4 protein-coding genes and 1 pseudogene are annotated in these 26,293 nt (G+C 72.3%); all 5 read left to right on the forward strand.

Annotated elements, in window-relative coordinates; genetic code table 11:
• Positions 1-3: 3 nt before the first annotated feature.
• Positions 4-9,045 (forward strand): non-ribosomal peptide synthetase, encoded by a 9,042-nt coding sequence (locus A6745_RS25680; protein WP_082853297.1) that lies wholly within the window; start codon positions 4-6, stop codon positions 9,043-9,045.
• A gap of 6 nt (positions 9,046-9,051) precedes the next feature.
• On the forward strand, positions 9,052-12,054 hold the full coding sequence (locus tag A6745_RS25685; protein WP_066133826.1) for a non-ribosomal peptide synthetase: 3,003 nt from the start codon (positions 9,052-9,054) through the stop codon (positions 12,052-12,054).
• Complete coding sequence (locus A6745_RS25690; protein WP_066133829.1) at positions 12,048-19,718, forward strand: non-ribosomal peptide synthetase; 7,671 nt, start codon at positions 12,048-12,050, stop codon at positions 19,716-19,718. The genes A6745_RS25685 and A6745_RS25690 overlap by 7 nt, the downstream gene beginning before the upstream one ends.
• Positions 19,718-23,062: a non-ribosomal peptide synthetase gene (locus A6745_RS25695; RefSeq protein ID WP_066133833.1), complete on the forward strand. Its 3,345-nt coding sequence runs from the start codon at positions 19,718-19,720 to the stop codon at positions 23,060-23,062. The genes A6745_RS25690 and A6745_RS25695 overlap by 1 nt, the downstream gene beginning before the upstream one ends.
• Positions 23,063-26,287, forward strand: a pseudogene (locus A6745_RS29760) (amino acid adenylation domain-containing protein); the annotation flags it as partial.
• Positions 26,288-26,293 lie beyond the last annotated feature (6 nt).

Consider the following 26,293-nt stretch of genomic DNA (forward strand, 5'->3'; position numbering starts at 1 on the left):
CGCATGTCTGAGCGAGTAGGCACCGAACTGGCGCAGCGTTTCGCACGCCTGGACGCGGCGGCGCAACGCACGTTCCTGGAACGGCTGCGCGCCAATGGATTGAGCTTCGCGGAGCTGCCCATCGTGGGCAGTCCGCGCGACCGGACCTTGCCGCTGTCGTACGCACAGCGTGCGCTATGGTTGACGTGGCAACTGGATCCCGCCAGTCCCGCCTACAACCTGCCCGGCATCCTGTGGCTGCGTGGGCCGCTGGACCTGCCGGCCCTGCGGGCCGCGCTGGCCCAACTCGTGCAGCGGCATGAAACCTTGCGCACGCATTTCGCCGCGGGCAATGGAGCGGAACCGTGCCAGGTGGTGGCGCCGGCCCGGCCCGTGCCGCTGGAGCCCGAGCAGATGGACCTGGATCAGGTGCGGCCATGGGCGCGGCAGCATGCCGTGACGCCCTTCGCCCTGGATGCCGAGCCCGCGCTGCGCGTGGCGCTTGCCCGGGTCGACCCGCGCACGCACGCATTGTGCCTGGTGCTGCACCACATCATCGCCGATGGCCTGTCCATCCAGATCCTGATCGAGGAACTTGGCGAGCGGTACGAGAACGCCAGGGCAGGGCGGGCGCCGGCGCGCGATGCCCTGGATATCCAGTATGCCGATTACGCCGCCTGGCAGCGGACGTGGATGCAGGCGGGCGAAAGCGACCGCCAGATGGCGTACTGGCGCCAGCGGCTGGCGGCGGAAACAGGCCAGCAGGCGCTGGCGCCGGATCGTCCTCGGGATGCCGCCATTTCGCATGCCGAGGCGCGCGTACCGCTGGCATTGCCGGCGGGCATGGCCGGGGAGGTCCGCGCGGCGGCCCGCCGCCATGGCGTCTCGCTCTACATCTATATGGTCGCCGTGTTGGCGTGGACGCTGTACCGGTGCGGCGGCCAGGCGGACGTGCGGGTGGGCACGCCGCTGGCGGGCCGCGACCGCAGCGAAACGCGCGGGATGGTCGGCCATCTTGTGAACCTCGTGGTGCTGGCGCTGCGCGTCGATCCGGCGGCCGGCTTCGACGCCCTGCTGGCCGCGACGCGGGACGCCGTGCTGCAGGCGCAGGAGCACAAGGACCTGCCGTTCGACGCCTTGGTCGAGGCCCTGGCGCCGGCCCGCACGACCGGCATGCATCCGCTGTTCCAGGTGAAATGCGCGGAATTGCCACCGTTGCCTGCCGCGCGGCGGCGCGGCGAGCTGTCGATGGAGCTGGAGGCCCTGTCCGGCGGACGCGCGCACTTCGACCTGACGTTCGATTTCACGGACCATGGCGATGACGTGCGCGGCTACTTCGCCTACGCGTCGGAGCTGTTCGACGCCGCCACGATCCAGGCTTTGCGCGAGGTCTATGTGCAGGCGCTGGCGCGCGCGGTGCGGGATGGCGCCGAACCGCTTGGAGCGGCATCGCACCCGGTGCGAAGCGCCGCGCGGGCCATGCCGGCGGACGCCTCCGCGCAGGCGCCCGATGTCATCGACGCATGGCTGGGATGGGTGGAGCGGGCGCCCGGCGCCACGGGTGTGGCAGGCGCCGACGGCACATTGACGCAGGCCGGTCTGCGGGCCGCGAGCGCGGCGCTGGCGCGCGAACTGCGCCAGCACGGCGTGGCGGCCGGGGTGGCGGTCGGCGTGCACGCGCCGCGCTCGGCGGGCCTGGTGGCGGCGATGCTGGCCGTGCTGCGTGCGGGCGGCGTGTATGTGCCGCTCGATCCGGCGCTGCCCGCCGCGCGGCTGGCCTATCAGGTGCAGGCCAGCGGCGCGCGCCTGGTGGTGTCCGCCGACGACGCGGTCGCCGTGGCGGCGTGGGCCGGGCAGGCGCGGGTGCTGCCCTTGCCGCCGGCGGACGGGACCGCGCGGGCGGTCGAATGGACGCCCGCGCCGGTACATCCGGCGCAACCCGCCTATGTCATCTTCACCTCGGGTTCGACCGGGCAGCCCAAGCCCGTGGTGATCAGCCGGGGCGCGCTCGCGGCCTACGTGGCCGGCGTGCTGGCGCGCATGGACCTGCCCGAGGACGCGCGCGGCATGGCGATGGCTTCGACCGTGGCCGCGGACCTCGGCCACACCATGCTGTTCGGCGCCCTGTGCGCGGGACGGGCCCTGCACATGATGCCGACGGAGCTGGCGTTCGATCCGGACGGTTTCGCGGCCTACATGCGCGAGCACGAGGTGGACGTGCTGAAGATCGTGCCCAGCCATCTGCAGGCGCTGCTGGCGGCCGCCGATGCCGCGGGCGTGCTGCCGCGCCGCCGCCTGGTGCTGGGCGGAGAGGCCACGGGCTGGGCCCTGCTGGGACGCGTGGCCCAGTTGCGGCCGGACTTGCGGGTGATGAATCACTATGGTCCCACCGAGACCACGGTGGGCATCCTGACGCAGGAAGCGGCAAGCGCGCAGCGCGACGTGCCCAGCCTGCCGCTGGGCGCGCCGTTGCCGGGCGCGCGGGCCTGGGTGCTGGACGCGGATCTGAACCCGCTGCCCGCCGGCCTGCCGGGCGAACTCTACCTGGGCGGGCCGGGCCTGGCCCAGGGGTATGGTGGCCGGCCCGGCGCCACCGCCGAACGGTTCGTGGCCGACCCTTTTGGCACGGGCTCCCGCCTGTACCGAACGGGCGACCGGGCGCGCATGCTGGCCGACGGTAGCCTGGTCTTCCTGGGCCGCACCGATGGCCAGGTCAAGGTGCGCGGCTACCGGATCGAGCTGGGCGAGGTCGCCGGCAGCCTGCTTGCCGAGCCCGGCGTGGCCCAGGCGCATGCGGTGGTGCGCAACGGGCCGGACGGCCGGGCGCAACTGCTGGCCTATGTGGTGCCGCAGGCGGGGGTGGCGCTGGATGCCCGCCAACTGCGCGACGCGCTGGCCGCGCGGGTGCCCGACGCCATGGTGCCGTCCGCGATCGTGGTGTTGGCCGCGATGCCGTTGACGCCCAACGGCAAGGTGGATGCGCGGGCCTTGCCCGAGCCCGCCGTCGAAGGTGACGCCGGCGACGGCGACACGCCGCGCGCCGGCACCGAGGCCACCCTGGCCGCGGTGTGGAGCACGGTGCTTAACCGCGACGGCATCGGCCGGCACCAGAACTTCTTCGAATTGGGCGGCGACTCCATCCTGGCCCTGCAGGTGGTGGCCCGGGCCCGCAAGCAGGGGCTGGCCCTGCTGCCCAAGCAATTGCTCGCGCACCAGACCGTGGCACGGGTTGCCGCGCTGCTGGACGAGGCGGCCGCCAAGGCCGGCGGCTGCGTGCCGGCGTCCGCGCCCGCCACCCAGGCGGCGCGAGAGGCAGCGCGTGGCAGCGCGGCTTCGCCGCCGCCCGCCGCCGCGCCGCGGCCCGCCACGGACCGGGCCGCCCAGCGTATCCGGGCGCTGGGCCTGAATGCCGCCGAGGTGGAGGACATCTATCCGCTGGCGCCGATGCAGCACGGCCTCCTGCTGCATTCGCTGATGAATCCGGGCTCCGGCATGTACGTCGTGCAGGACCATTACCGCTTCGGCGTGGGTATCGACGTGCCGGCCTTCACGCGTGCGTGGGACGCGGTCGTGGCCCTGCATCCGGCGCTGCGCACCGCGCTGGCCTGGGAAGACGAGGGCGAGCCGCTGCAGATCGTGTACCGCCGCGTGCCCAGCGTGGTCGATTACCGTGACTGGAGCGGCGTCGCCGAAGAAGAGGCGATGGCGCGCCTGGAGCGCGAGCTGCGCGAAGAACGCGAGCAGGGCATCGACCTGCGCCGGGCCTCGTTGATGCGCGAGCGCCTGGTCAAGCTGGCCGATGGCAGCTTCCACCTGGTGCAGAGTTTCCATCACATCATGATGGACGCCTGGTGCCGCTCGATCATGCTGATCGACTTCTTCGAGCACTACGACGCCTATCGCACGGGCCGCACGCCGCGCACGACGCGCAAGCGCCCGTACCGCGATTTCATCGACTGGCTGCGCGGCCAGGACAGGGCGGCGGCGCTGCGTTTCTGGAGCGATGCGCTGCGCGGCCTGGACACGGCGACGCCGATCCCGTGGATGCGCGGCAAGAGCGGCGCGGCCGTGTCCGCCGTGCGCGAGGGCGTACTGCAGTTCGACGAGCGGCAGACCGCGGGCTTCCAGCGCGCCGCGCAACAGTCCCGGGTGACGGTCAACACGCTGTTCCAGGCGGCCTGGGCACTGATCCTGGCACGGTTCGGCGCCACCGACGAGGTGACCTTCGGGGTGACGTCGGCGGGCAGGCCGCTGGAGCTGGAAGGCATCCAGGAGACCATCGGCCTGTTCATCAATTCGATCCCGTTGCGGCTGCGCATGCCGTCCCCCGGCACCACGGTCGGGCAGTGGCTGCAGTCGCTGCTGCAGAGCAATGCGGCCATGCGCGAACACGAGCACCTGTCGCTGGCCGAGATCCAGCAACTGGCCGCCCTGCCGCGCGGCACGCCGCTGTTCGACAGCCTGTTCGTGTTCGAGAACGCGCCGCTGGACGGCAGCGTGCACCTGAACATCTCCGGCCTGCGCATCGATATCGGCGACAACCATACCCATACCAATTACCCGATGACGGTCATCGTGGTGCCCGGTACGCGGATGCTGGTTCGCCTGTCCTATGACGTCGATCGCTTCGACGCCGCCGACGTCGATCGCCTGCTGGCCCTGTTGCGGCAGGCGGTGGCCTGCCTGGCCGGCGATCCGCAGGCCAGGCTGGGCGACCTGGACCTGGGCGCCTCGTGGCGCGGCCAGGCCATCCTGCGCGGTGACGCCCTGGAATATGGAGAGGGCGGCTACGCGAGCCGCTTCGAGGCGCAGGCGAAGCGCCATCCGCAGCGCATCGCCGCGCGCGACGACGACGGTTCGCTGACCTATGCGCAGTTGAATCGCGACGCCAACCGGGTGGCGCACGCGCTGCGCGAGGCGGGCGTGGCCGCCGACACCGTGGTGGGATTGGTGGGAGAGCGCGGAACGGCGCTGCTGACGATGATGCTGGGCGTGGCGAAGGCGGGCGGGGCGTTCCTGTCGCTGGATCCGGCGCTGCCGCCGCGGCGGATGGCCGCGGCGCTGCGCGGCAGCGGCGCCCACGCCTTGTTGATGACGCCACGCCAGGCCCGGGCGCTGGACGAGGTTGTCCGCCAGGCCGACGAGGACGGCATGGCGTTGCTGCGCTTCGATGCCGTCGTGCGGGGCGGCGCCGATACGGACCTGCGCCTGCCCTCGCATCCGGACCAGGCCGCCTATGTGATCTACACCTCGGGGTCGACGGGACAGCCCAAGGGGGTGGTCGTCACGCAGCGGGGCATGCTGAACAATCAGTTGAGCAAGCTGCCCCTGCTGGCCTTGACCGAAGAGGATGCGGTCGCGCAGACCGCGTCGCCCAGTTTCGATATTTCGGTATGGCAGTTCCTGACGGCGGCGCTGTGCGGCGCGCGCGTCGAGATCATCGGCGACGAGGTCGCGCGGGATCCGGCCGCGCTGGCGCGCGCGGTGCGCGAACGCGGCGTGACGGTGCTGCAGTCCGTGCCGGCCGTCATCGGCGCCATGTTGGCCGCCGACGCCGCCGACCTGCCGGCGCTGCGCTGGATGCTGCCCACGGGCGAGGCTTCCAGCACCAGGCTGGCGCAGGACTGGTTCGGCCGCTATCCGTCGGTGCCGCTGCTCAACGCCTACGGTCCCGCCGAATGCGCGGATGACGTGTCGATGCATCGGGTCCAGGCGGATGCGCTGGAGGACATTCCCATGCTGCCGATCGGCCGCCCCGTTCCCAACACGCGCCTGATGGTGCTGGACGCGGACCTGCAGTGCGTCCCGGCGGGCGTGGTGGGCGAGTTGTACGTGGCCGGCAGCGGCGTGGGCCGTGGTTATGCGGGGCGTCCCGGGCTGAGCGCGGAACGCTTCGTGGCGGATCCGCATGCCGATGCGCCCGGCGCGCGCATGTACCGGACGGGAGACCTGGCGCGCAGCCGCGCCGACGGCGTGCTGGAGTACGCCGGCCGGCGCGATGACCAGGTCAAGATCCGCGGCCACCGCATCGAACTGGGCGAAATCGAGGCGCAGTTGCGCCGCGCGCCAGGAGTGGACGAAGCGGCGGTGGCGGCCCGGCCGGGGCCGCGCGGCGACCGCCAACTGGTGGCCTATGTCGTGCCGCAAGGCGGCCCGTCGGCGCTGGCCGCTTGCCAGCAGGCCGCGACGGCGCATCTGCGTGCGGTCCTGCCGGAATACATGGTGCCGCAGTTGTGGGTGGCACTCGATCGTCTGCCGCGCAATGCCAACGGCAAGCTGGATCGCCGGGCCTTGCCCGAGCCCCAGCGCGCGGCGGCCGCCGCGCAACCGCCGCGGGACGCCACCGAGCGGGCGCTGGCGCAGGCCTGGGCCGACGTGCTGGATCTGGCGACGGTCAGCCGTGACGACAATTTCTTCGAGCTCGGCGGGCATTCCCTGCTGGCCATCCAGCTGGTGTCGCGGGTTCGCGCGGCCCTGAAGGTCGAACTGCCGCTGCGCGCCGTGTTCGACCAGCCGGTGCTGTGGCGCATGGCGCAGGCCTTGCAACAAGGCAGCGCCGCGACGGAGCCGGCGCCGCGCCCGGTGCCGCGCGGGGAGCCCTTGCCGGTGGCGCCCGTGCAGCAGCGGCTATGGCTGGCCGACAGGCTGGCGCCGCGCGCCGCCCTGGCGCAACGCGCCGCCTACAACATGACGGCCATGCTGGTCTGCAACGGGCGGATGGACCTGGCCGCGATGCAGTTCGCGCTGGACGCGGTCATGGCGCGGCACGAGGCGCTGCGCACCGTATTCGTGGAGTCCGATGACGGCGAGGTCGGGGCATCCGTCCTGGCCGAGGCGCCGCTGACCCTGGAATGGGTGGATGTGTCCCAGGTGCCCGAGCCCGCGCGGCGCGCCGCCGCCGAGCAGGCGATGCGCGCGCGCGCGGCGCAGCCCTTCGACCTGGCCGAGGGACCGCTGGCGCGCGCGGCGATCGCCCGGCTGGGGCAGGACAGCCATCTGTTGTTCCTGTGCGTGCATCACATCGTGTTCGACGGATGGTCACAGGCCGTGTTCGTCCGGGACCTGGTGGCCGGCTATCGCGCGCGGCTGGAACAGCGTGCGCCGCAATGGCCCGTCCTGGCCATCCAGTATCCCGATTACGCGGCGTGGCAGTGCGACCGCGTCCGCTCGCGCCACGATGCGCTGGCGGGCTTCTGGTCGCGTACGCTGCAGGATGCTCCCGCGTTGTCGAGGCCGGCCGTCCTGCCGGACAGTCCCGCTGCGGACCCGTCCGAAGTGGGCCAGGCGCGGGTCGACCTGGACGCCTCGACCGCGCGCCTGCTGCGAGAGGCGGGGCAGGCGCGGGGCGCTTCGTTGTTCGCCGTGCTGCTGGCGGCCTTCGCGCCCGTGCTGCAAGGCAGCGCCGGACAGGACGACGTGGTGATCGGCACCGATTCGGCCGGCCGTACGCATGAACGGCTGGAACCGTTGGTGGGCTTCTTCGTCAACGTGTTGCCGATACGCCTGCGGCGGACGCCGGGCCAGGTTTTCGGCGATTGGCTGAAAGCGGTGCATGCCGGCCTGCTGGATGCGTTGGAACACGCCGACCTGCCGTTCGACCAGATCGTCGAGGCGGGCCGGGTGCGGCGCCAGCGTGGGCAGGCGCCGCTGGTCCAGGTCCTGTTCGTCATGCAGAACCTGCCCCAGGCGCGTTTCGACCCGCCGGGCCTGACCGTCGAGGTGGTCGACAGCGCCGCCGAACGCGGCAAGTTCGATCTGGCGGTGTTCGTGAGCGAATCGGAAGATGGCTTGCGCGCGGACTGGGTATACCGCCGCGCGCATTATTCGTCCTCGGGCATCCAGGCACTGGCCAGCGCCTGGCGGGCCGGATTGGTCCGCGTGGCGCAGGATGCGGGCGTGCCGGTGGATGCGCTGGTGTACCGCGCGGTCGAAGAGAGGGCCACGCCGGCGCCGGCCAGGCCGTCCGCCAAGCTGGACCAACTGCGGGCGTTGCACGCGGCCCGCAGGGCGCCCGGATCCGTGGCCGCGCCCACCGCGGCGGCCCTTGCCGCGCCGCGCGTGGTGCACGACCTGCTGCCGGGGTCGGCACGCTCCTTCCCCTTGGTGGTGCGCAACGAAGGTGCCGGGCTGGACGCCGTGCAATGGGCCCGCGAGCATCGCGACGAGATCGAGTCGCTGCTGCTGCGGCATGCCGGCCTGCTGCTGCGCGGCTTTCCCCTGCAGACGCCGCGCGAATTCGAGGCCTTCGCGGAGGCCATCGAGCCGGGCCTGTATGGCCAGTACGGCGATCTGCCCAAGAAAGAGGGCGGCCGCAACATCTACCGGTCCACGCCTTATCCCGAACAGGAAATGATCCTGTATCACAACGAGAGTTCCCACCTGGACCGCTGGCCGCGCAAGCAATGGTTTTTCTGCGAGCTGCCCGCCGTGGCGGGGGGCGCCACGCCCATCGTGGATTGCCGCGAGATGCTGCGCGTCCTGCCGCCGGCGCTGGTGGACGAGTTCGAGCGCAAGGAGTTGCTGTATGTGCGCACGTTCACGCCGCGCCTGGACGTCAGTTGGCGCGATTTCTACAAGACCGGTGACCGGCGGGAAGTGGAACGGCGGCTGATGGCCTCTGGCGCCGGGTTCGAGTGGCTGGATGAAGAGACGCTGCAGACCCGCCACCGCTGCGCGGCGGTGATCCGCCATCCGGTATCGGGCGATCGCGCTTTCTTCAACCAGGTGCAGCTGCATCACGTGGCCTGCCTGGATCCGGACGTGCGGACCGACCTGCTGGCCATGGTGGGCCCGCGCCGCATGCCGCGCCAGGTGTTCTTCGGCGATGGGTCCGCCATTCCCGACGACGCCATGGCCGTGCTGGGGCGGGCCTACGAGGCGTGCGCGGTGCGCTTCCCCTGGCAGCGCGGCGACGTGGTGATGCTGGACAACATGCTGGCCGCCCATGCGCGCGATCCCTATACCGGGCCGCGCAAGATCGTGGTGGCCATGGGGGCGATGTTCGACCGTTCGATGCTGGCGCAACCGGCGCGGCAGGCGGCGGTCGCGAGCGAATACCAGGAGTAGCGAACCATGCAGGGCAATATCGTGTTGAAGTTTGCGCTGGACGCCAGCCAATCCGGGGGCGGGCCGTCTACCTGGCGCGACGCCTTGCAGGCGGTCGTGAGCCGTCACGAAGCGCTGGGCGCCGGGGCGCCTGCCTGGCGCGAAGCGGGTGGCGACTGCTCGCCAGAGACGCTTGCCGCGCGCGAGGCCGCCGAGCCCTTGCCGCACGACTGCGCGTTGCGCGCCACGTGGGTCCAGGCCGCGGGCCGCGGCTGCCTCCTGCTGGCCTTCGATCCCGAGAGGGTGGACTTTACCAGCGCGCACATCGCCGCGCTGGACCTGCGCCGCGCGGCGTCGGCGCAGGGTTTGAACGCGGCGCAGCCCGCGTTCCAGTTCGGCGATTATCTTGCATGGTGCGAAGGCCTGGCCGACTCCGCCGATGCGCAGGACGGGCAGGCGTACTGGGCGGATTACCTGGCCCGGGCAGCGGGCCTGCCGGGCGCGAGCGTTGCGTCGTCTGCCCAGGCGGCGCGCGATACGCTCATCGCCTCGCAGGTGTCGGCGCATATCGATCTGTCGCCCGACTCCACGGCGCGGCTGCGCGCGCAGGCCGGCCATTTCGGAATCTCGCCGGTGCAGTTGCAACAGGCCGTCTGGTGGCTGCTGCTGGCGCGGCTGAACGGCCTGCAGCCCTACGTGTGCGCCAGCATGCACGATTGCCGCGACGATTACGACCTGATGCGCGACAGCGTGGGGCGCTATCCGCGCCCGTTGCCTTGGGTGGTGGACCCGGCCTGCGCGCCCAGCGTCCGGGCCTGGCTGGAGGGTTTGCGCCAGACCTGGGAAGCGCACGCGGCGGCGCGCGAATGCATGCCGCCGGACGCGCCCGCGCTGCATGCCGCGCGGGCATGCGGCGTGGCGGTGCTCGGCCAGTACGGCGAGGCGCCGGATGGCGCGCTGCCCGCGCAGGTCCTGCACCGGCCCACGGAAGGCTGCGCGTTGCTGCTGCAACTGCGCGAGGCGCGGCCCGCGCGCGTCGAACTGTACGCGGATGCCGCCCGTTATTGCGCCGCGGCGCTGGCGGCGCTGCTGGATCAGTTCCAGGTGTTGCTGGGCGACGTGCTGGACGATGCGGGCCGGCCGGCCTCGGACTACCGCCTGCTGGATCCCCGCCAACGCGCGGCGTTGCTGGCGCGAGACGACCGGACCGGCCTGTCCGGCGATGCGCCGCTGCTGCCATGGCGTTTGAGACACTGGGCCGGGCAGACCCCCCAGGCCGCGGCCCTGGTGCAGCCCGACGGCCAGTTTCTGGACTATGCCGGCATGCATGCGCGCGCCGGCGACGTGGCCGCCTGGCTGATCGGGCAGGGCGTGCTGCCCGGCAGCCTGGTGGCGCTTCGCCTGCCGTCCACGCCCGCGCTGGCGCTGGCCATCGCGGGCGTGTGGCGGGCCGCCGCCGCGTATGTCGTGCTGGATCCCGCCTGGCCGCAAGCGCGGCTGCAGGCCGTGCTCGATGACGCGCGCCCGGTGCTCGTGCTGGAGGAGGCGCAGCCGCCGCAGGCTTACGCGGCCTGGTTTCCCGGCAGCGATCGGCGCGCCGTCATGCCCGCCCGCGCCGACGGCATTGCCGGCGATGATCCGGCCACCGCGCCCGATGCGCTGGCGTATGTCGTGTATACCTCGGGGTCGACCGGTACCCCCAAGGGCGTGGCGGTGACGCATGGCGCGCTGGCCAACTATGCACGGGCCGCCACGGCGGCCATGGGCCTGGAACAGTGCCGCCGCTGGGGCCTGGCCAGTTCGCTGGCGGCGGACCTCGGCTACACCGCGCTGGCCGGTGCCTGGCACAACGGCGCCAGCATCGCCTTCGCGCAGGCGCGGGATACCTTGGATGGCGCCGCTTTCAGCAGGTTCCTGCGCCAGGCGCGTGTCGACGCGCTGAAGATCGTGCCCTCGCATCTGCAGGCCTTGCTGGAGCATGCGTCGCCAACGGTGCCATCGACGCTGGTGTTGGGAGGCGAAGCGACGCCGGCCGCCTTGGTGCGGCGTATCCGCGCGGTGGCGCCCGCATGCCGCATCTTCAATCACTATGGCCCCAGCGAGACGACGGTGGGAGTGATGGTCCACGAGGTCGGCCCCGAAGGCGCGCCCGACGGCATTCTGCCATTGAGCACCGTGCTGGACGGCAACCGCGTGCGCGTGCTGGACGCGCGAGGCGAGCCCACGCCCGCCGGCAGCCTGGGCGAAGTCCATATCGGTGGCGCGCAACTGTGCCGTGGGTACCTGAATGGACGGGAGCCGCACGCGTTCGTGCGCGACCCCTTTGCGCCGGGCGCCATGCTCTACCGCACGGGCGATCTGGCCCATGTGCTGGCCGGTGGCGGCCTGCGCATCGCGGGACGCGCGGACCATCAGGTGAAGGTGCGCGGCTATCGCGTCGAGCCGGGCGAGGTCGAAGCCGCCTTGCGCGCCCAGCCCGGCGTGGCCCAGGCCGTGGTATTGGCCGAACCCGACGCCGACACCGGCGCGGCGCTGGTGGCCTATGTGCAGCCCGAAGCCGGCGTGGCCGGAGGCGGCGCGCAGCACTCCCGGTTGGAGCACGACCTGCGTGCGGCGTTGCCACGCAGCCTGCCGGACTACATGCTGCCGGTGCGCTACCGTTTCGTGGCCGACATGCCTCGGCTGGAGAACGGCAAGATCGATCGGCGGGGCCTGGCGGCAGCGGCTGCCGAGGCAGCCCCGGCGGTGCGGGCGGGCGAGGCCAGCGCGGATCCCATAGTGCGGGCCGTGCGCGAGACCATGGCGACAGTGCTGGGCCGCGACCATGTCGGCGACGACGACGATTTCTTCGACATGGGCGGCCATTCCATCCTGGTGATCAAGCTGGTCGCGCGGCTGCGCAATGCGCTGCGGGTCGAGGCCAGCCCCGCGCTGGTCTTCGACCACCCCACGGCGCGCGGCCTGGCCGCGGCGCTGCGCGCGCAGGCGGATTCGCACGAGGCGCTGGCGGGCGAGGCCCAGCCATGCTGAGCGCCGCGCCGCATGCCGCCGACCGCCGGCATCCGTTGTCCCATGCGCAGGAGCCGTTGTGGCTGGCGCAGCGCACGCGCGCGGGGGCGACGGCCTACAACCTGCCACGCGCATTCCGGTTGCGGGGCGCGCTGGATGCCGACGCGCTGGACGCCGCGTTGCGCGCGGTGCTGGCGCGCCACGAGGTGCTGCGCACCAGCTTCCACGAAGAGGATGGCCGCGCGGTGCAGCGGGTGCACGGGTCCTGCGACTTCGGCCTGGCCCGGCACGACCTGCGAGCGCTGTCCGAGGCGTCGCGCGCGGTGCGCGCGACGCGGGAGATCGAAGCGGTCAGCCAGCACGAATTCGACCTGGCGCAGGCGCCGCTGATGTGCGGCAGCCTGCTGCGCACGGCCGACGATGAATGGGTGCTGGCGCTGTGCCTGCACCACATCGTGTCGGACGCCTGGTCCAACCCGCTGTTCGCGGCGGACCTGGCCGAGGCCTACCGGCGCGCGGTGCGTGGCGATGCCACGCCGTTGCCCGCCTTGCCGCTGCAATACGGCGACTACGCACGCCTGCAGCAGGGCCCGGACGCACAGGCCGCGCTGGCGCGCAGCCTGGCGTTCTGGCGCGCGCACCTGGGCGATGACGAGGTGCCGGTGATGGACCTGCCGACCGACTTCCCGCGTTCGCAGCGGGCAGGGCAGGCCGCCGCCATCGTCCAGCACCGCGTGGCGCCGGCGGATTTCGCGGCCCTGGCGGCGTTCTGCAAGGCAGAGCGCTGCACGCCCTTCATGGTGTTGATGGCGGCCTGGCAGGTCGTGCTGGCGCGGTACGGCGGGCAGCACGACTACGCCCTGGGCGTGCCGTCGGCCGGCCGCGACAGCGAGGCGGCGCAAGGCTTGGTCGGCTGCTTCGTCACCACGCAGGTGTTTCGCGCCCGGCTGCGCGCGGAGATCAGCCTGCGCCAGCTGTGCCGGGACGTGCGCCGCGCCGCCGTCCAGGCCATGGACCAGGCGGCGTTGCCTGTGGAGCGGCTGCTGGCCGGGCGGGGCCAGGCGCGCGACGGATCGCGCCATCCCCTGTTCCAGACGCTGTTCGGTGTGCAGGTGGCGGATGCGGATGCCGCCCTGATGCTGGACGGCCTGGCCGCCGAGGCGTTGCCGCTGCCGGCCACCGCACCCAAGTTCGAGCTTTCCCTGCTGTGCATGCTCGACGCGCAGGGCTGCCGCCTGAGGCTGGAGTACGACAGCGGACTTTTCCTGCCGGATACCGCGCGGCGCATGCTGGATGCGATGGCGCATGTGCTGCATCAACTGGCCCATGCGCCGGACCAACTGCTGGGCGACACCGGCATCGCGCGGCCGGCAAGCCGGGACGCCGCGGCGGTGAGCCCGCGAGAGACCACGGCGGCCGGCCTGTCCGTCATCCAGCAGTTCGAGGCCGTGGCGGCGCAACGGCCCGACGCCGTGGCGGTGGTGGACGCCGACGGAACGTGGACCTATGCGCGGCTCGAAGCGCGCGCCCGGCGGATCGCCGGCCACCTGCATGGCCTGGGCGTACGGCCGGACGAGCGCATCGCGGTGGCGGTGCCGCGTGGCGCGGAACTGCTGGCGGCGCTGCTGGGCGTGATGAAGAGCGGCGCGGCCTATGTGCCGATCGACACCGCCTATCCCGCGGCGCGCATCGCCTACATGTTGCAGGACAGCGGCGCGCAATGGGTCATCGTCCACGACGCGCTGGCGCCGGACGAGGCCGGCATGCGGTCCGTCCTGCGCGGGATGCCCGGCGCGCGTGTGACGGACCTCGGCGGACTGGACGGCCAGGATCCCGCGCAACCCCTTCCCGGGGCTCCGGCCGCGCAGTCGCTGGCTTACGTGATCTACACCTCGGGGTCCACCGGCACCCCCAAGGGCGTGGCCGTGACGCACGGGGCGCTGGGCATGCACATCGCGGCCGTGAGCCGGCGCTTCGGCCTGCGCGACGATGATCGGCAGTTGCTGTTCGCGTCCATAAGCTTCGATGCCTCGGGGTCTCAATGGATGACGCCGCTTTGCACGGGAGCGGCGGTGGTGGTTCCCCCGCCGGGCATGTGGGATGCGGAAGCCTTGGTCGGCTACGCGCGCCGGCAGGACGTGACGGCCATCCACCTGCCGCCCGCCTATCTCCGTGAGTTCGGCCACGAGGCCCGCCGCCAGGGACTGCGGGTGCGGCTTTGCATCGCGGGGGGCGAGGCCTGGCCGCTGGAAGACGTGCAGCAGGCGCGGGCCGGCCTGGACGCGCGGATACTGGTGAACTCGTATGGCCCGACCGAGGCGGTGATCACGCCATGCGCCTGGGTGGCGGCCGAGCCGTCCGCCGCAGGTCCCGCAACGGCATATGCGCCGATCGGCACGGCCGTCGGTCCGCGCCATGCCCGCGTGCTGGACGCGGATCTGAATCCTGTCCCGCCGGGCGTGCCGGGCGAGCTGTACTTGGCCGGCGGCGGCCTGGCGCGCGGTTATCTGGGCCGTCCGGGACTGACCAGCGACCGGTTCGTGGCCGATCCGGAGATCGCGGGTGGGCGGATGTACCGCACCGGTGATCGCGCGATGAGGCTGCCCGATGGGCAATTGGCCTATCTCGGCCGGCGCGACCATCTGATCAAGATCCGGGGTTTCCGTGTCGAGCCCGCGGAGGTCGAGCAGGCGCTGCTGGCGGAAGGGGCGGCGCAGGCCGTCGCGGTGGCGCGATCGGCGCCCAACGGTTCCGCCCGGCTGGTTGCCTATGTGGTGTGGGATGCCGCCCGCCCCGGCGCCGCGGATACCGCCGCACTGCGTGACCGGCTGGCGCGGCGATTGCCGCACTACATGGTGCCTTCCGCCATTGTCGTGCTGGCCGGGTTGCCGCGCACCCCCAATGGCAAGCTGGACCGCGCGGCGCTGCCCGAGCCCGAGATCGCCGCACCCGACTACGATGCGCCGCGTCCCGGCGCCGAGAGCGTGATCGCCCAGGCCTGGGCCGACGTGCTGGGCGTGGCGCGGCCGGGCCGGCACGACAACTTCTTCGAAGCGGGCGGAGACTCCATCCTCAGCCTGCAATTGGTGGCGAGGCTGCGCAACGCGGGCTGGCGCCTGTCGCCGCGGCAGGTCTTCGAACGCCAGACCGTCGCGGCGCTGGCGGACGAGGCCGAGCCCTTGGCGGCGGCGCGGGCCGAGCCCGCCGAGGCCGCGCAGGGCGAGGCGCCGCTGTTGCCCATCCAGCAGCGCTACTTCGACCGCCATGTCCCGAACCGGCATCATTGGAACCAGGCCGTGCTGCTGCGGGCCGACGCCGGCCCGGACGATGCCTGCCTGGCGCGGGCATTGCAGGCCGTGCTGGATACGCATGGGGCCTTGCGCCTGCGTTACCGCAAGGATGCGGCGGGGCAATGGGTCCAGCGGCACGCGCGCGCGGCCGACGACGCCAGCGCGCTGATCTGGCGGGCCAGCGCGCGCGGCGAGGACGAGGCGCTGGCGTTGTTCGAGCGGGCCCAGCGCAGCCTGGACATCGAGCAGGGGCCGCTGTTGCGGGTGCAGATCGTCGACGCCGAAGACGGGCCGGCGCGCATGCTGATCGTCATTCATCATCTGGTCGTGGACGGCGTGTCGTGGCGCATCCTGCTGGACGACCTGCGCCAGGCCTACGCCCAGGCCATCGCCGGCCAGCCGTGCCGCCTGGCGCCGGAGCCCGCCAGCTTCAAGGCGTGGGGCATGGCGCTGCGGACCCGCCTGCCGGTGAGCCCGGCCGAAGACGCGCATTGGCGCAGCCTGGCGAGCGCGGCGGCGGCGCTGCCGTGCGCCGACGCGACGGGCAGCCGTGCGTTGGCCGACCAGCGCACGCTGACCGCCACGCTGGACGCGGACTGGACGGACCGCCTGCTGCGTCAGGCGCCCGCCGCCTACCGCACGCAGGTCAACGATCTGCTTCTGACCGCGCTGGGCCGCGCCCTGTGCCGCTGGAGCGGCCTGGCACAGGTGCTGATCGACCTGGAAGGGCATGGCCGCGAGCCAGTGTTCGACGACATCGATCTGTCGCGCACGGTGGGGTGGTTCACGAATCTGTATCCCGTGCTGCTGCAGCCGATGGGCGACCCCGGCGGCGCCATCAAGCGCGTCAAGGAAAGCCTGCGGCGCGCGCCCCACCATGGGCTGGGTTTCGACGCCTGGTGCCGCCGCGCCGACGCCGTTGCGTTGCCGACACGGCAGGTGGTGTTCAACTACCTCGGCCAGTACGACGAAGGCCAGTCGCCGCAGGCGGGTTGGCGTGTCCTGTCCGGTCCCGCGGGCGCCGCCATGGATCCACGGACGCTGAGCGTCCATGAGTTCAACGTGAAGGGCAGCGTGTTCCGCGGCGAGCTGACCCTGTCCGTGTCGTTCGGCGCGGACCGGCACCGTGCGCGGGACGTCCAGTCGTGGCTGGACGGCATGCGCGATGAGCTCGTGGCGCTGGTGGCGCACTGCGGCAGCCAGGCCATCGGCCTGACGCCTTCGGACGTGCCATTGGCGAACCTCGGACAGGCGCAGCTCGATGCGTTGCCGCTGGCCGTGCAACGCGTGCAGGACCTCTATCCCGCCACGCCGATGCAGGCCGGCATGCTGTTCCACGGCATGAGCGGCGGGGCGCGCGCGGCCTATGTCAATCAGTTGCGCGTGGATATCGACGGGCTGGATGTGCCGCGTTTTCGGCAGGCCTGGCAGGATGCGCTGCAACGTTGGGACGTCCTGCGCACGGGGTTCCTGCCCGGCGTGACGGGCGTGCCGCTGCAGTGGGTCGCGAAGCAGGCGCCGCTGCCGCTGGACGTGCTGGACATGCGTGGCGCGCAGGAGCAGGACGCGCGGCTCGACGCGCTGGCCGGCGCGGCCCTGGAGCAGGGCTTCGACCTGGCGGAACCGCCGTTGATGCGCCTGTCGCTGGTGCGCACCGGCGCGGATCGCCATCATCTGATCTGGACCCATCATCATGCCCTGATGGATGGCTGGAGCGTGTCGCGCCTGCTGGGCGACGTGCTGCGCGCCTACGCGGGCCGGCCCGCGTCCGGCGCGGCGCCGCGCTTTCGCGATTACCTGGCGTGGCTGGCGCGCGCCGATGGCGGCGCGGCGCGGCGGTACTGGACGGATCGGCTTGCCTTGCTGGGTGCGTCCACCCGCCTGGCCGAGGCGGGCCGTCCGCAGCCGGGCCGCGACCCGGGCCCCGCCGTCCTGCACCGCTCGCTGGATGCGGCGGGCATGGCGTTGCTCGGCGCCTGCGCACAGCGCGAACGCGTCACGGTGAACACGCTGGTGCAGGCCGCCTGGGCGCTCCTGCTGGCCCGCTACGCGGGAAGCGATTGCGTGGCGTTCGGCGCCACCGTGGCCGGGCGGCCGGCCGAGCTGCCCGGCGCCCAGGAAATGGTGGGACTGTTCATCAACACCCTGCCGGTGATCGCCAGCGTGCCGGACGGCGCGCCGGTGGGCGAATGGCTGCGCGGCCTGCAGGCCGACGAGGCGCGGGCGCGCGAGCATGCGGCCACGCCGCTCTACGAGATCCAGGCCTGGGCCGGGCACGGAGGGCAGCCGCTGTTCGACTCCATCGTGGTGTTCGAGAACTATCCCGTGGACCAGGCGCTGCGCGAGGGCGAGGCGGCCGGCGTGCGTTTCGGCGTTCCCGGCAATCGCTATGAAACCGGCTATCCCATGACCGTCACGGTGCATGTGGACGACACGCTGCATGCCGCGTTCGCCTACGCCGGCCAGGATTTCGACGCGCGCCAGGCGCAGGCCGTCGCCACGCAATTCGAGCATCTGCTGCGTTGGCTGTGCTCCCATTGCGACGCGGTGTTGGGGCAGGCGGCCCTGCGGGATGCCGCGCCGGCGATCGAGGACCTGTCCCGCCATGCGCAAGGCTACGCGGCGGTGCATGAACGGTTCGCCCGCCAGGCGCGGTCGATGCCGGACCGGCCCGCCGTGGCGGGCGCGGGGCGGCAGTGGACGTACGGGCAGTTGGATCGGTACGTGGATCGGGTGGCGCGCGGGCTGTGGCGGCACGGCGTGCGGCCCGGCGACCGGGTGGCCATCGCCATGGACCGCGAGCCGGCGATGCTGGCGGGGCTGCTGGGCATCCTGAAAGTGGGCGCGGCCTATGTGCCGGTCGATCCGGCGCTTCCTCCGGAGCGCGCCCGGTACATGCTGGATGACAGCGGGGTCCGGCTCGTGCTGTCCAGCACGGCCCCCGACGCCGATGCCCAGGCGCCCTGGCGCGTCCTGACGCTGGAGGCGTGCATGGCGGCCGGCGAAGGCGGCCCGTTGCCGGCGGTCGAGGTCGGGCCGCGGCATCTGGCCTACCTGATCTACACCTCGGGATCGACGGGACGTCCGAAGGGCGTGATGGTGCCCCATGGGGCGCTGTCGAACTTCCTGCTGGCCATGGGCGAGGCGCCCGGCATGAGCGGGGATGACGAGGTGGTGGCCACGACCTCGCTGTCCTTCGATATCGCCGCACTGGAACTCTTCCTGCCGCTGACCGTGGGGGCCAGCCTGACCCTGGCCACTCGCGCCCAGGCGCGCGACGGCGTGGCGCTGGCGGCCCTGCTGAGAGAGCGCCGCCCGAGCTTCCTGCAACTGACGCCGGCGGGCTGGCGCCTGCTGCTGGAGGCCGGCTGGCACGCCGATCCTGGCCGGCCCCTGACCGGCCTGTGCGGAGGCGAGGCCCTGCACGAAGACCTCGCGGCCCAGTTGCGGGACCGCGGCGTCTCCCTGTGGAACATGTACGGCCCGACCGAGACCACCATCTGGTCCAGCGCCACGCCCGTCGACGGCCTGCCGCCCTCCCTTCACCGGCCTGTCGCCCGCACGGCGTTGCATGTGCTGGATGGCCGCATGTATCCCGTCCCCGTCGGCGTGGCCGGCGAGCTGTACATCGGCGGCGATGGCCTGGCGCTGGGGTATTGGGGCCGGCCGGGCCTGTCGGCCGAGCGCTTCGTCGCCGATCCGGCGGGGACGGGCAGGCTGTTCCGCACCGGGGACCTGGTGCGCCGCACGGTCGACGGCCGGCTCGACTATCTGGGGCGCGCCGACCACCAGGTCAAGGTGCGCGGCCACCGTATCGAGCTGGGCGAGATCGAAGCGCATCTGCTGGCGCTGCCCGGCGTGGCGGCGGCCGTGGTGACCGTGTGGCAGGGCGGCGAGGCGCCGATGCTGGCCGCCTACGTCACGGGCAGCGGCGGGGAGCGCCCGGATGCCACGCTGCTGCGGTCCGCGCTGGCGCGTTCGCTGCCCGACTACATGGTGCCCGCGCACATCGCCGTGCTAGCGGAACTGCCCCTGAACAACAGCGGCAAGGTGGATCGCAAGGCCTTGCCATCCCCCGCCGTCGAACAGGCCATCGCCGAGCCGCCGCAAGGCGAACTCGAGGTGTCGCTGGCCCGCATGTGGGCCGAGGTGCTGCACGTCGACGTCCGGTCGCGCGACAGCGACTTCTTCCTGCTCGGCGGCCATTCGCTCAGCGCCATGCAGGTGATCGCGCGCGTGCAGAGCGAACGGGGCTGCGAGCTGGACGTCTCGGCGCTGTTCGCCGCGCCGGTGTTACGCGACTTCGCGCAGCGCGTGGCGCAGGCGCGCGTGACCGTCGGCAGCCAGGCCCTGGACACGCTGGACGCCTTCTTCGATTCGCTGGAGACTTCCTGATGGACCGACTCGCCGCCGAGCGGCTGATGCACCGTTTTGCCAACGCCACCCCCGAGCAGCGCGCGCAGTTCTACCAGCGCATGCGCGACGAAGGCATCTCGCCCGCGCAGTTGCCGTTGATTCCCCGGCCCATCCAGGGCGGACCGCAGGGCCTGTCCCATGCGCAGGCCCGCCTGTGGTTCATCTGGAACCTGGACCGCCTGGGCAACGCTTATCACATCGTTCGCGCCCTGCGCCTGTCCGGTCCGCTGGACGGACAGGCGCTGCAATCCGCCCTGTCGGAACTGGCTGCCCGCCATGAAAGCCTGCGCACGGTATTTCGCGCGGGCGAGGGCGGCGAGGGCGAAGCGGTGGTGCTGCCGTCCGCGCCGCCCGAACTGGCGCGCTGGGACCTGCGGGGCCAGGAGGACGCGCTGGCGCAGGCGCGCGGGCTCGCACAGCAGGTGGCGGACACGCCGTTCGATCTGTGCCAAGGGCCGTTGCTGCGCGCCGGACTGGTCCGGCTGGACGAGCAGGACTACGTGCTGGTGCTGGCGATGCATCACATCGTTTCCGATGCGTGGTCGATGGGCGTGCTGGTGGAGGAACTGGTGGCGCGGTACATGGCGCATGCGGCGCCCGGCACGGCCAGGCAATGGCCGGCGTTGCCCGTGCAGTATGCGGATTACGCGGCGTGGCAGCGCAACTGGCTCGACGCGGGCGAGCGTGAGCGGCAACTGGCCTATTGGCGCGAGGCCCTGGCTTGGGAGGAGGGCGTGCCGCCCACGGTCCGGTTGTCCGCCGACCATCCGCGCCGCGCCGACGGCCGCTATCGGGCGGCCAACGAGACGGTGACGCTGGATGCCCCGCTGGCGAGGTCGCTGCGCGAGGTGGCGCAGGCGCACGAGGCGAGCCTGTTCATGGTGCTGCTGGCGGGGTTCATGGCGCTGCTGCATCGCTATACGGGCCAGGACACGCTGCGCCTGGGCGTACCGATCGCCAACCGGCATCGCCGCGAAACCGAGGGCCTGATCGGGCTGTTCGTGAACACGCAGCTGCTGCAGGCGCGGGTGGATGGCCGCACGACGCTGGCCGGCGTGCTGGCGCGGGTGCGCGCGGCGGCGCTGGGCGCGCAGGCCCACCAGGACTTGCCGTACGAGCAACTGGTCGAGAGCCTGCGGCAAGCGCGCGGATCGCACCCGGGCGCGTTGTTCGAGGTCATGTACAACCATCTGCAGTCGGCGCCGTCCGATCAGCGCCGGCGGGTGGGATCGCTGGATATCGCCGAGTACCCCCTGGAGGGGCGTTCGGCGCAGTGCGAGCTGGTGCTGACCACGACCGAGGATGGCACGGGTGCGATCCGGGCCGTCCTGACGTATGCGCGGGAGCTGTTCGAGGCGCCCCGGATGCGCCGCCTGGGCGGGCACTATCTGGAGATGCTCCGCGCGCTGGCGCGTGATGCCGGGCAGGCGGTCGCGGACGTCGTGCTGCTCGCGCCGGACGAGGACGCGGAATTGCGCGCCTGGGGCGAGGGCGCGCCACGCGAGGCCGAGGCGCTGCCCGTGCACGCGCGCGTCGAGGCGCACGCCGCGCGCAAGCCCGATGCGGTCGCGCTGGTCAGCGGTGGCCGGACGCTGAGCTACGCCGAACTGAACCGCCGCGCCAATCGCGTGGCGCACCGGTTGATCGCGCTGGGCGTGGGGCCGGACGTGCAGGTGGGAGTCGCATTGCCACGCTCGGTGGCGATGGTGGTCGCGCTGCTGGGCATCCTGAAGGCAGGAGGCGCCTACGTCCCGCTGGACCCGGACTACCCCGCGCAACGCCTGGCGGACATGGCGCGCGATGCGGATATCGCCCTGCTGCTGGTGGATGCGGACACCGGCACGCCGGCGGCCGGGTGGACGCCGGTGCGCCGCCTGCGCATGGCCGATACGGGCCTGGAGGAGGCGCAAGACCATGCCGGGCACGAGAGCAATCCCGGCGTGCCGGTCCATGCCGATCACCCGATCTATGTGATGTATACGTCGGGCTCCACCGGCCGGCCGAAAGGCGTGGTCGCCGTGCATCGCGGCGTGGACCGGCTGGTCGGCGGCGCGCGTTATGCGCGGCTGGACGAGACGGTGCGCATGCTGCAGTTCGCGCCATTGGCCTTCGACGCGTCCACGCTGGAGATCTGGGGCACGCTGTGCAATGGCGGAACGCTGGTGCAGGCGCCGGCGGGACCGCTGGGACTGGCCGACCTGGCTGGCGTGCTGCGCGGCCAGTCCGTGAACACGGCATGGCTGACGGCGGCCCTGTTCAACCAACTGGTCACCCACCAGGCGGATGCGCTCGCGGGCCTGGGCCAACTGATCACCGGCGGCGAGGCCATGTCCGCGCATCACGCCGCGCTGGCTCGCCAGGCCATGCCTCATGGCGAACTCATCAACGGCTATGGCCCCACCGAGACGACCACGTTCGCGGCGTGCCGGCGCGTGGACGATCTCGATCTGGCCCGTGGCGCGGTGCCTGTCGGCACGCCGATCGGATGCACCCGCTGCGTACTGCTGGACCAGACCCTGCAGCCCGTGCCGGCGGGCGTGGCCGCCGAACTGTACATCGGCGCGGACGGTCTGGCGCGCGGTTATCTCGGCCAGGCGGGCATGACGGCCTCGCGCTTCGTCGCCGACCCTTGCGGGCCCCCCGGCGCGCGCCTCTACCGCACCGGCGACCTGGCCCGCTGGCGCCATGACGGCCAGCTCGAATACCTGGGCCGCCTGGATGGCCAGGTGAAGCTGCATGGGCATCGCATCGAGATGGGCGAGGTCGAGTCGGCGCTGCTGCGGCAGCCGGGCGTGGCGCAGGCCGCGGCCGCCGTGCGCGCCGGCGCCCTGGTGGCCTACGTGGTGGCGGGCGGCGATGCGCGGCCCGACACGGCTGCACTGCGCCGCGCCCTGCGGGAGGCCCTGCCTGCCTATCTCGTGCCGTCGGCCATCGGCGTGCTGCGCGCCATCCCCCTGACCGGCAACGGCAAGATCGACCGCGCCGCATTGCCCGACATCGAGGACGCGGCAGCGGCACGGCAAGCCCCGCAGGGCGAGACGGAAATGGCATTGGCGGACCTGTGGCGTGACGTCCTGCAGGCCGGCCCGGTCGGCCGCGACCAGACGTTCTTCTCGGTGGGGGGGCATTCGCTGGCGGCCATGCGCCTGCAGGCCCGCGTGCGCGAGCGCTTCGGTGTCGACCTGCCGCTGCGGCTGTTCTTCGAACAGGCGACCGTCGCGTCGCTGGCCGGGGAGATCGACGCCGCGCGGGGCCGGGAACAGGCCGGCGAGCAGGACGAACTGGCCTCGATGGCTGCCTTATTGGCTGGACTGGAGAACTGAATGGACCACAGCAAACAGGCGCTTGCCGAGCGTTTCATCAGGCTGCCGCGCGACAAGCAGGCCAGTTTCCTGCAGGCGCTGGCCAGCCAGGGCCTGGATTTCGCGCGCCTGCCCATCGTCGCGGCGCGGACCCGCGAGGCCGCGCCGCTGTCGTACGCGCAGTCCCGCCAGTGGTTCATGTGGAACCTCGATCCGCGGGGCACGGCCTATCACATCGTGCGCACGCTGCGGCTGAAGGGCCCTCTGCAGGCGCAGGCATTGCAGGCGGCTTTGCAGGCCCTGACCGCGCGCCACGAGAGCTTGAGGACGGTGTTCCGGCCGGGAGAGTCCGGCGCGGGAGAACAGGTGGTGCTGCCCGCGCAGGCGCCGTCCTGGGAGTACCGGGACCTGCGTGGCCAGGCCGATGCCCAGGCGCTGGCCCGGCGCCACGCGCAGCAGGTGGCCGACACGCCCTTCGATCTGCGGCGGGGTCCGCTGCTGCGCGCCGGCCTGATCCGGCTCGATGAGCAGGAGCACGTGCTGGTGCTGGCGATGCATCACATCGTATCGGACGGCTGGTCGATGGGCGTGCTGGTCGAGGAACTGATCGGGAACTACCAGTCCCACGCCGACCGAGGCGGCGACGCGGCGCTGCCGCCGCTGCCCATCCAGTACGCCGACTACGCGGCATGGCAGCGCAACTGGCTGGAGGCCGGCGAGCGCGAGCGGCAGTTGGCGTATTGGCGCACGGCGCTGGAGGACGGCGGGGCAGAGACGCCGGTGACGCAGTTGCAGGCCGACGGTCCGCGCCGCGCCGATGGCCGCTACCGTGCCGCGCATCATGGCATGGCGCTGGACGTGTCCCTGGTGCGGTCGTTGCGCGCGGTGGCGCAGGCGCACGAGGCCAGTCTGTTCATGGTGCTGATGGCGGGGTTCGTGGCGCTGCTGCACCGCTATACGGGCCAGCAGACGCTGCGCCTGGGCGTGCCGGTCGCCAACCGCCACCGCAGCGAAACCGAACGCCTGATCGGTCTTTTCGTGAATACCCAGCTGCTGCAGGCCCGCGTGCACGGGCGCCACTCGCTGGCCGACGTGCTGGCGGGGGTGCGGGCGGCGGCGCTGGGGGCGCAGGCGCACCAGGATCTGCCCTACGAGCAACTGGTGGAGGCGCTGAGCGGGCGCGGCGCGGCGTCGGGCGCGCTGTTCGAGATCATGTACAACCACTTGCAGGCGGGCGCCGGCCTGGCGCGCCGGCAGGTGGGGGCGCTGGAGATCGCCGATTACCCCCTGGACGGCCGCATGGCGCAGTGCGAACTGATGCTGACCACGACCGAGGATGCCGCCGGAGCGGTGCGCGCCAGCCTGACCTATGCGCAGGAGCTCTACGGGCCGGGAACCATGCGGCGCCTGGGCAACCATTATCTGGCGATGCTGCGCGCGCTGGCGAGCGACGCGGGCCAGGCCGTCGGCGACGTGGCGCTGCTGGATTCCGCCGAAGTGGCGCAGCTGCACGCATGGGGCGATGGCGGTCCGCGCGCGGGCGCGGCGCTGCCCATGCACCGGCGCTTCGAGGCCCAGGCGGCGCGCACGCCGCAGGCCATCGCGCTGGTCTGCGGCCAGCGCACGCTGAGCTACGCCGAGCTGAACCGCCAGGCCAATCGCCTGGCCCACCGGTTGATCGGGCTGGGCGTGAAACCGGATGCCCAGGTCGGCCTGGCGCTGGAGCGTTCGGTGGCCATGGTGGTCGGCATGCTGGGCATCCTGAAGGCGGGCGGCGCCTATGTGCCCCTGGATCCGGATCACCCCGCGCCAAGGCTGGCGGGCATGGTGCAGGACGCCAGCCTGGACATCGTGCTCAGCCATGAGGGCGTGGCCGAGCGGCTCGGCCTGGCCGCCGGCGTGCGCATCCTGGACGTGGAGGCCTCGGTGCAGGACGGTCCCGGTCACGATCCGGGCGTGGCCTTGCATGGCGAGAATCTGGCCTACGTCATTTTCACGTCCGGGTCCACGGGCAGGCCCAAGGGCGCGGCCAACGGCCACGCCGCGCTGGCCAACCGCATCGACTGGGCGCAGCAGGCGTACGGCCTGTGCGATGACGATACGGTGCTGCAGAAGACGCCGTTCGGATTCGACGTATCGGTATGGGAGTTCTTCTGGCCCCTGGCGGTCGGGGCGCGCCTGGTGATGGCGGCGCCCGGCGACCATCGGGACCCGCCGGCGCTGCTGCGCCTGATCCAGGAACACGCCGTGACCACGCTGCATTTCGTGCCGTCCATGCTGCGTGCCTTCCTGGCGTTCGATGGCGCGCAGGCGTGCACGAGCCTGCGCCGCGTCTTGTGCAGCGGCGAGGCCCTGCCGGCGGATTGCCAGGATGCCTTCCTGGCGCGTCATCCGGGCGTGGCGCTGTACAACCTGTACGGCCCGACCGAGGCGGCCATCGACGTCACGCACTGGACGTGCCAGGCCGGCCAGCCGGTGCCGATTGGCAAGCCCATCGCCGGCCTGCGCACGTGCGTGCTGGACCACGACCTGAACCCGACCCCGCCCGGCATGCCCGGCGAACTCTATCTGGCCGGCGCCGGACTGGCGCGCGGCTACCTCGGCCGGCCTGGCCTGAGCAGCGAACGTTTCGTGGCGGACCCGCTGGGCAAAGGCTCACGCCTCTACCGGACGGGCGATCTGGTGCGTTGGCGCGAGGACGGCCAGCTCGAATATCTCGGCCGCCTGGACCACCAGGTGAAGGTGCGCGGCCTGCGCATCGAACTGGGCGAGATCGAGACCCGCCTGCTGGCTTGCCCGGACGTGCGCGACGGCGTGGTGGCGGCGCGGCAGGACGGCGCGGTGACCCGGCTGGTGGCCTACGCCTGCGCGGCGGCAGGCGCCGTGATCGATCCCCCGCGCCTGCGCGCCGAGCTTGCGCGCGACCTGCCCGACTACATGGTGCCCGAGTTCATCGTGGCGATGGACGAACTGCCGCTCAATGCCAACGGAAAGATCGACCGCAAGGCGCTGCCCGCCTTGGACGTCACCGAGGACGCCGCCCCGTACGAGGCGCCCGCCACACCCGCCGAAGAGGCGGTGGCCCAGGCGTGGCGCGAGGTGCTCGGCCAGCCCCGCGTCGGACGCCACGACAATTTCTTCTCGCTCGGGGGCGACTCCATTCTCAGCCTGCAGGTGGTGGCGCGGCTGCAGCGCCAGGGCTGGCAGGTGCAGCCCCGCCAGGTCTTCGAGCAGCCGAACCTCGCGCGCCTG

Source organism: Bordetella ansorpii (assembly GCF_900078705.1).
In the GTDB taxonomy this organism is placed as follows: Bacteria; Pseudomonadota; Gammaproteobacteria; order Burkholderiales; family Burkholderiaceae_B; genus Bordetella; species Bordetella ansorpii_A.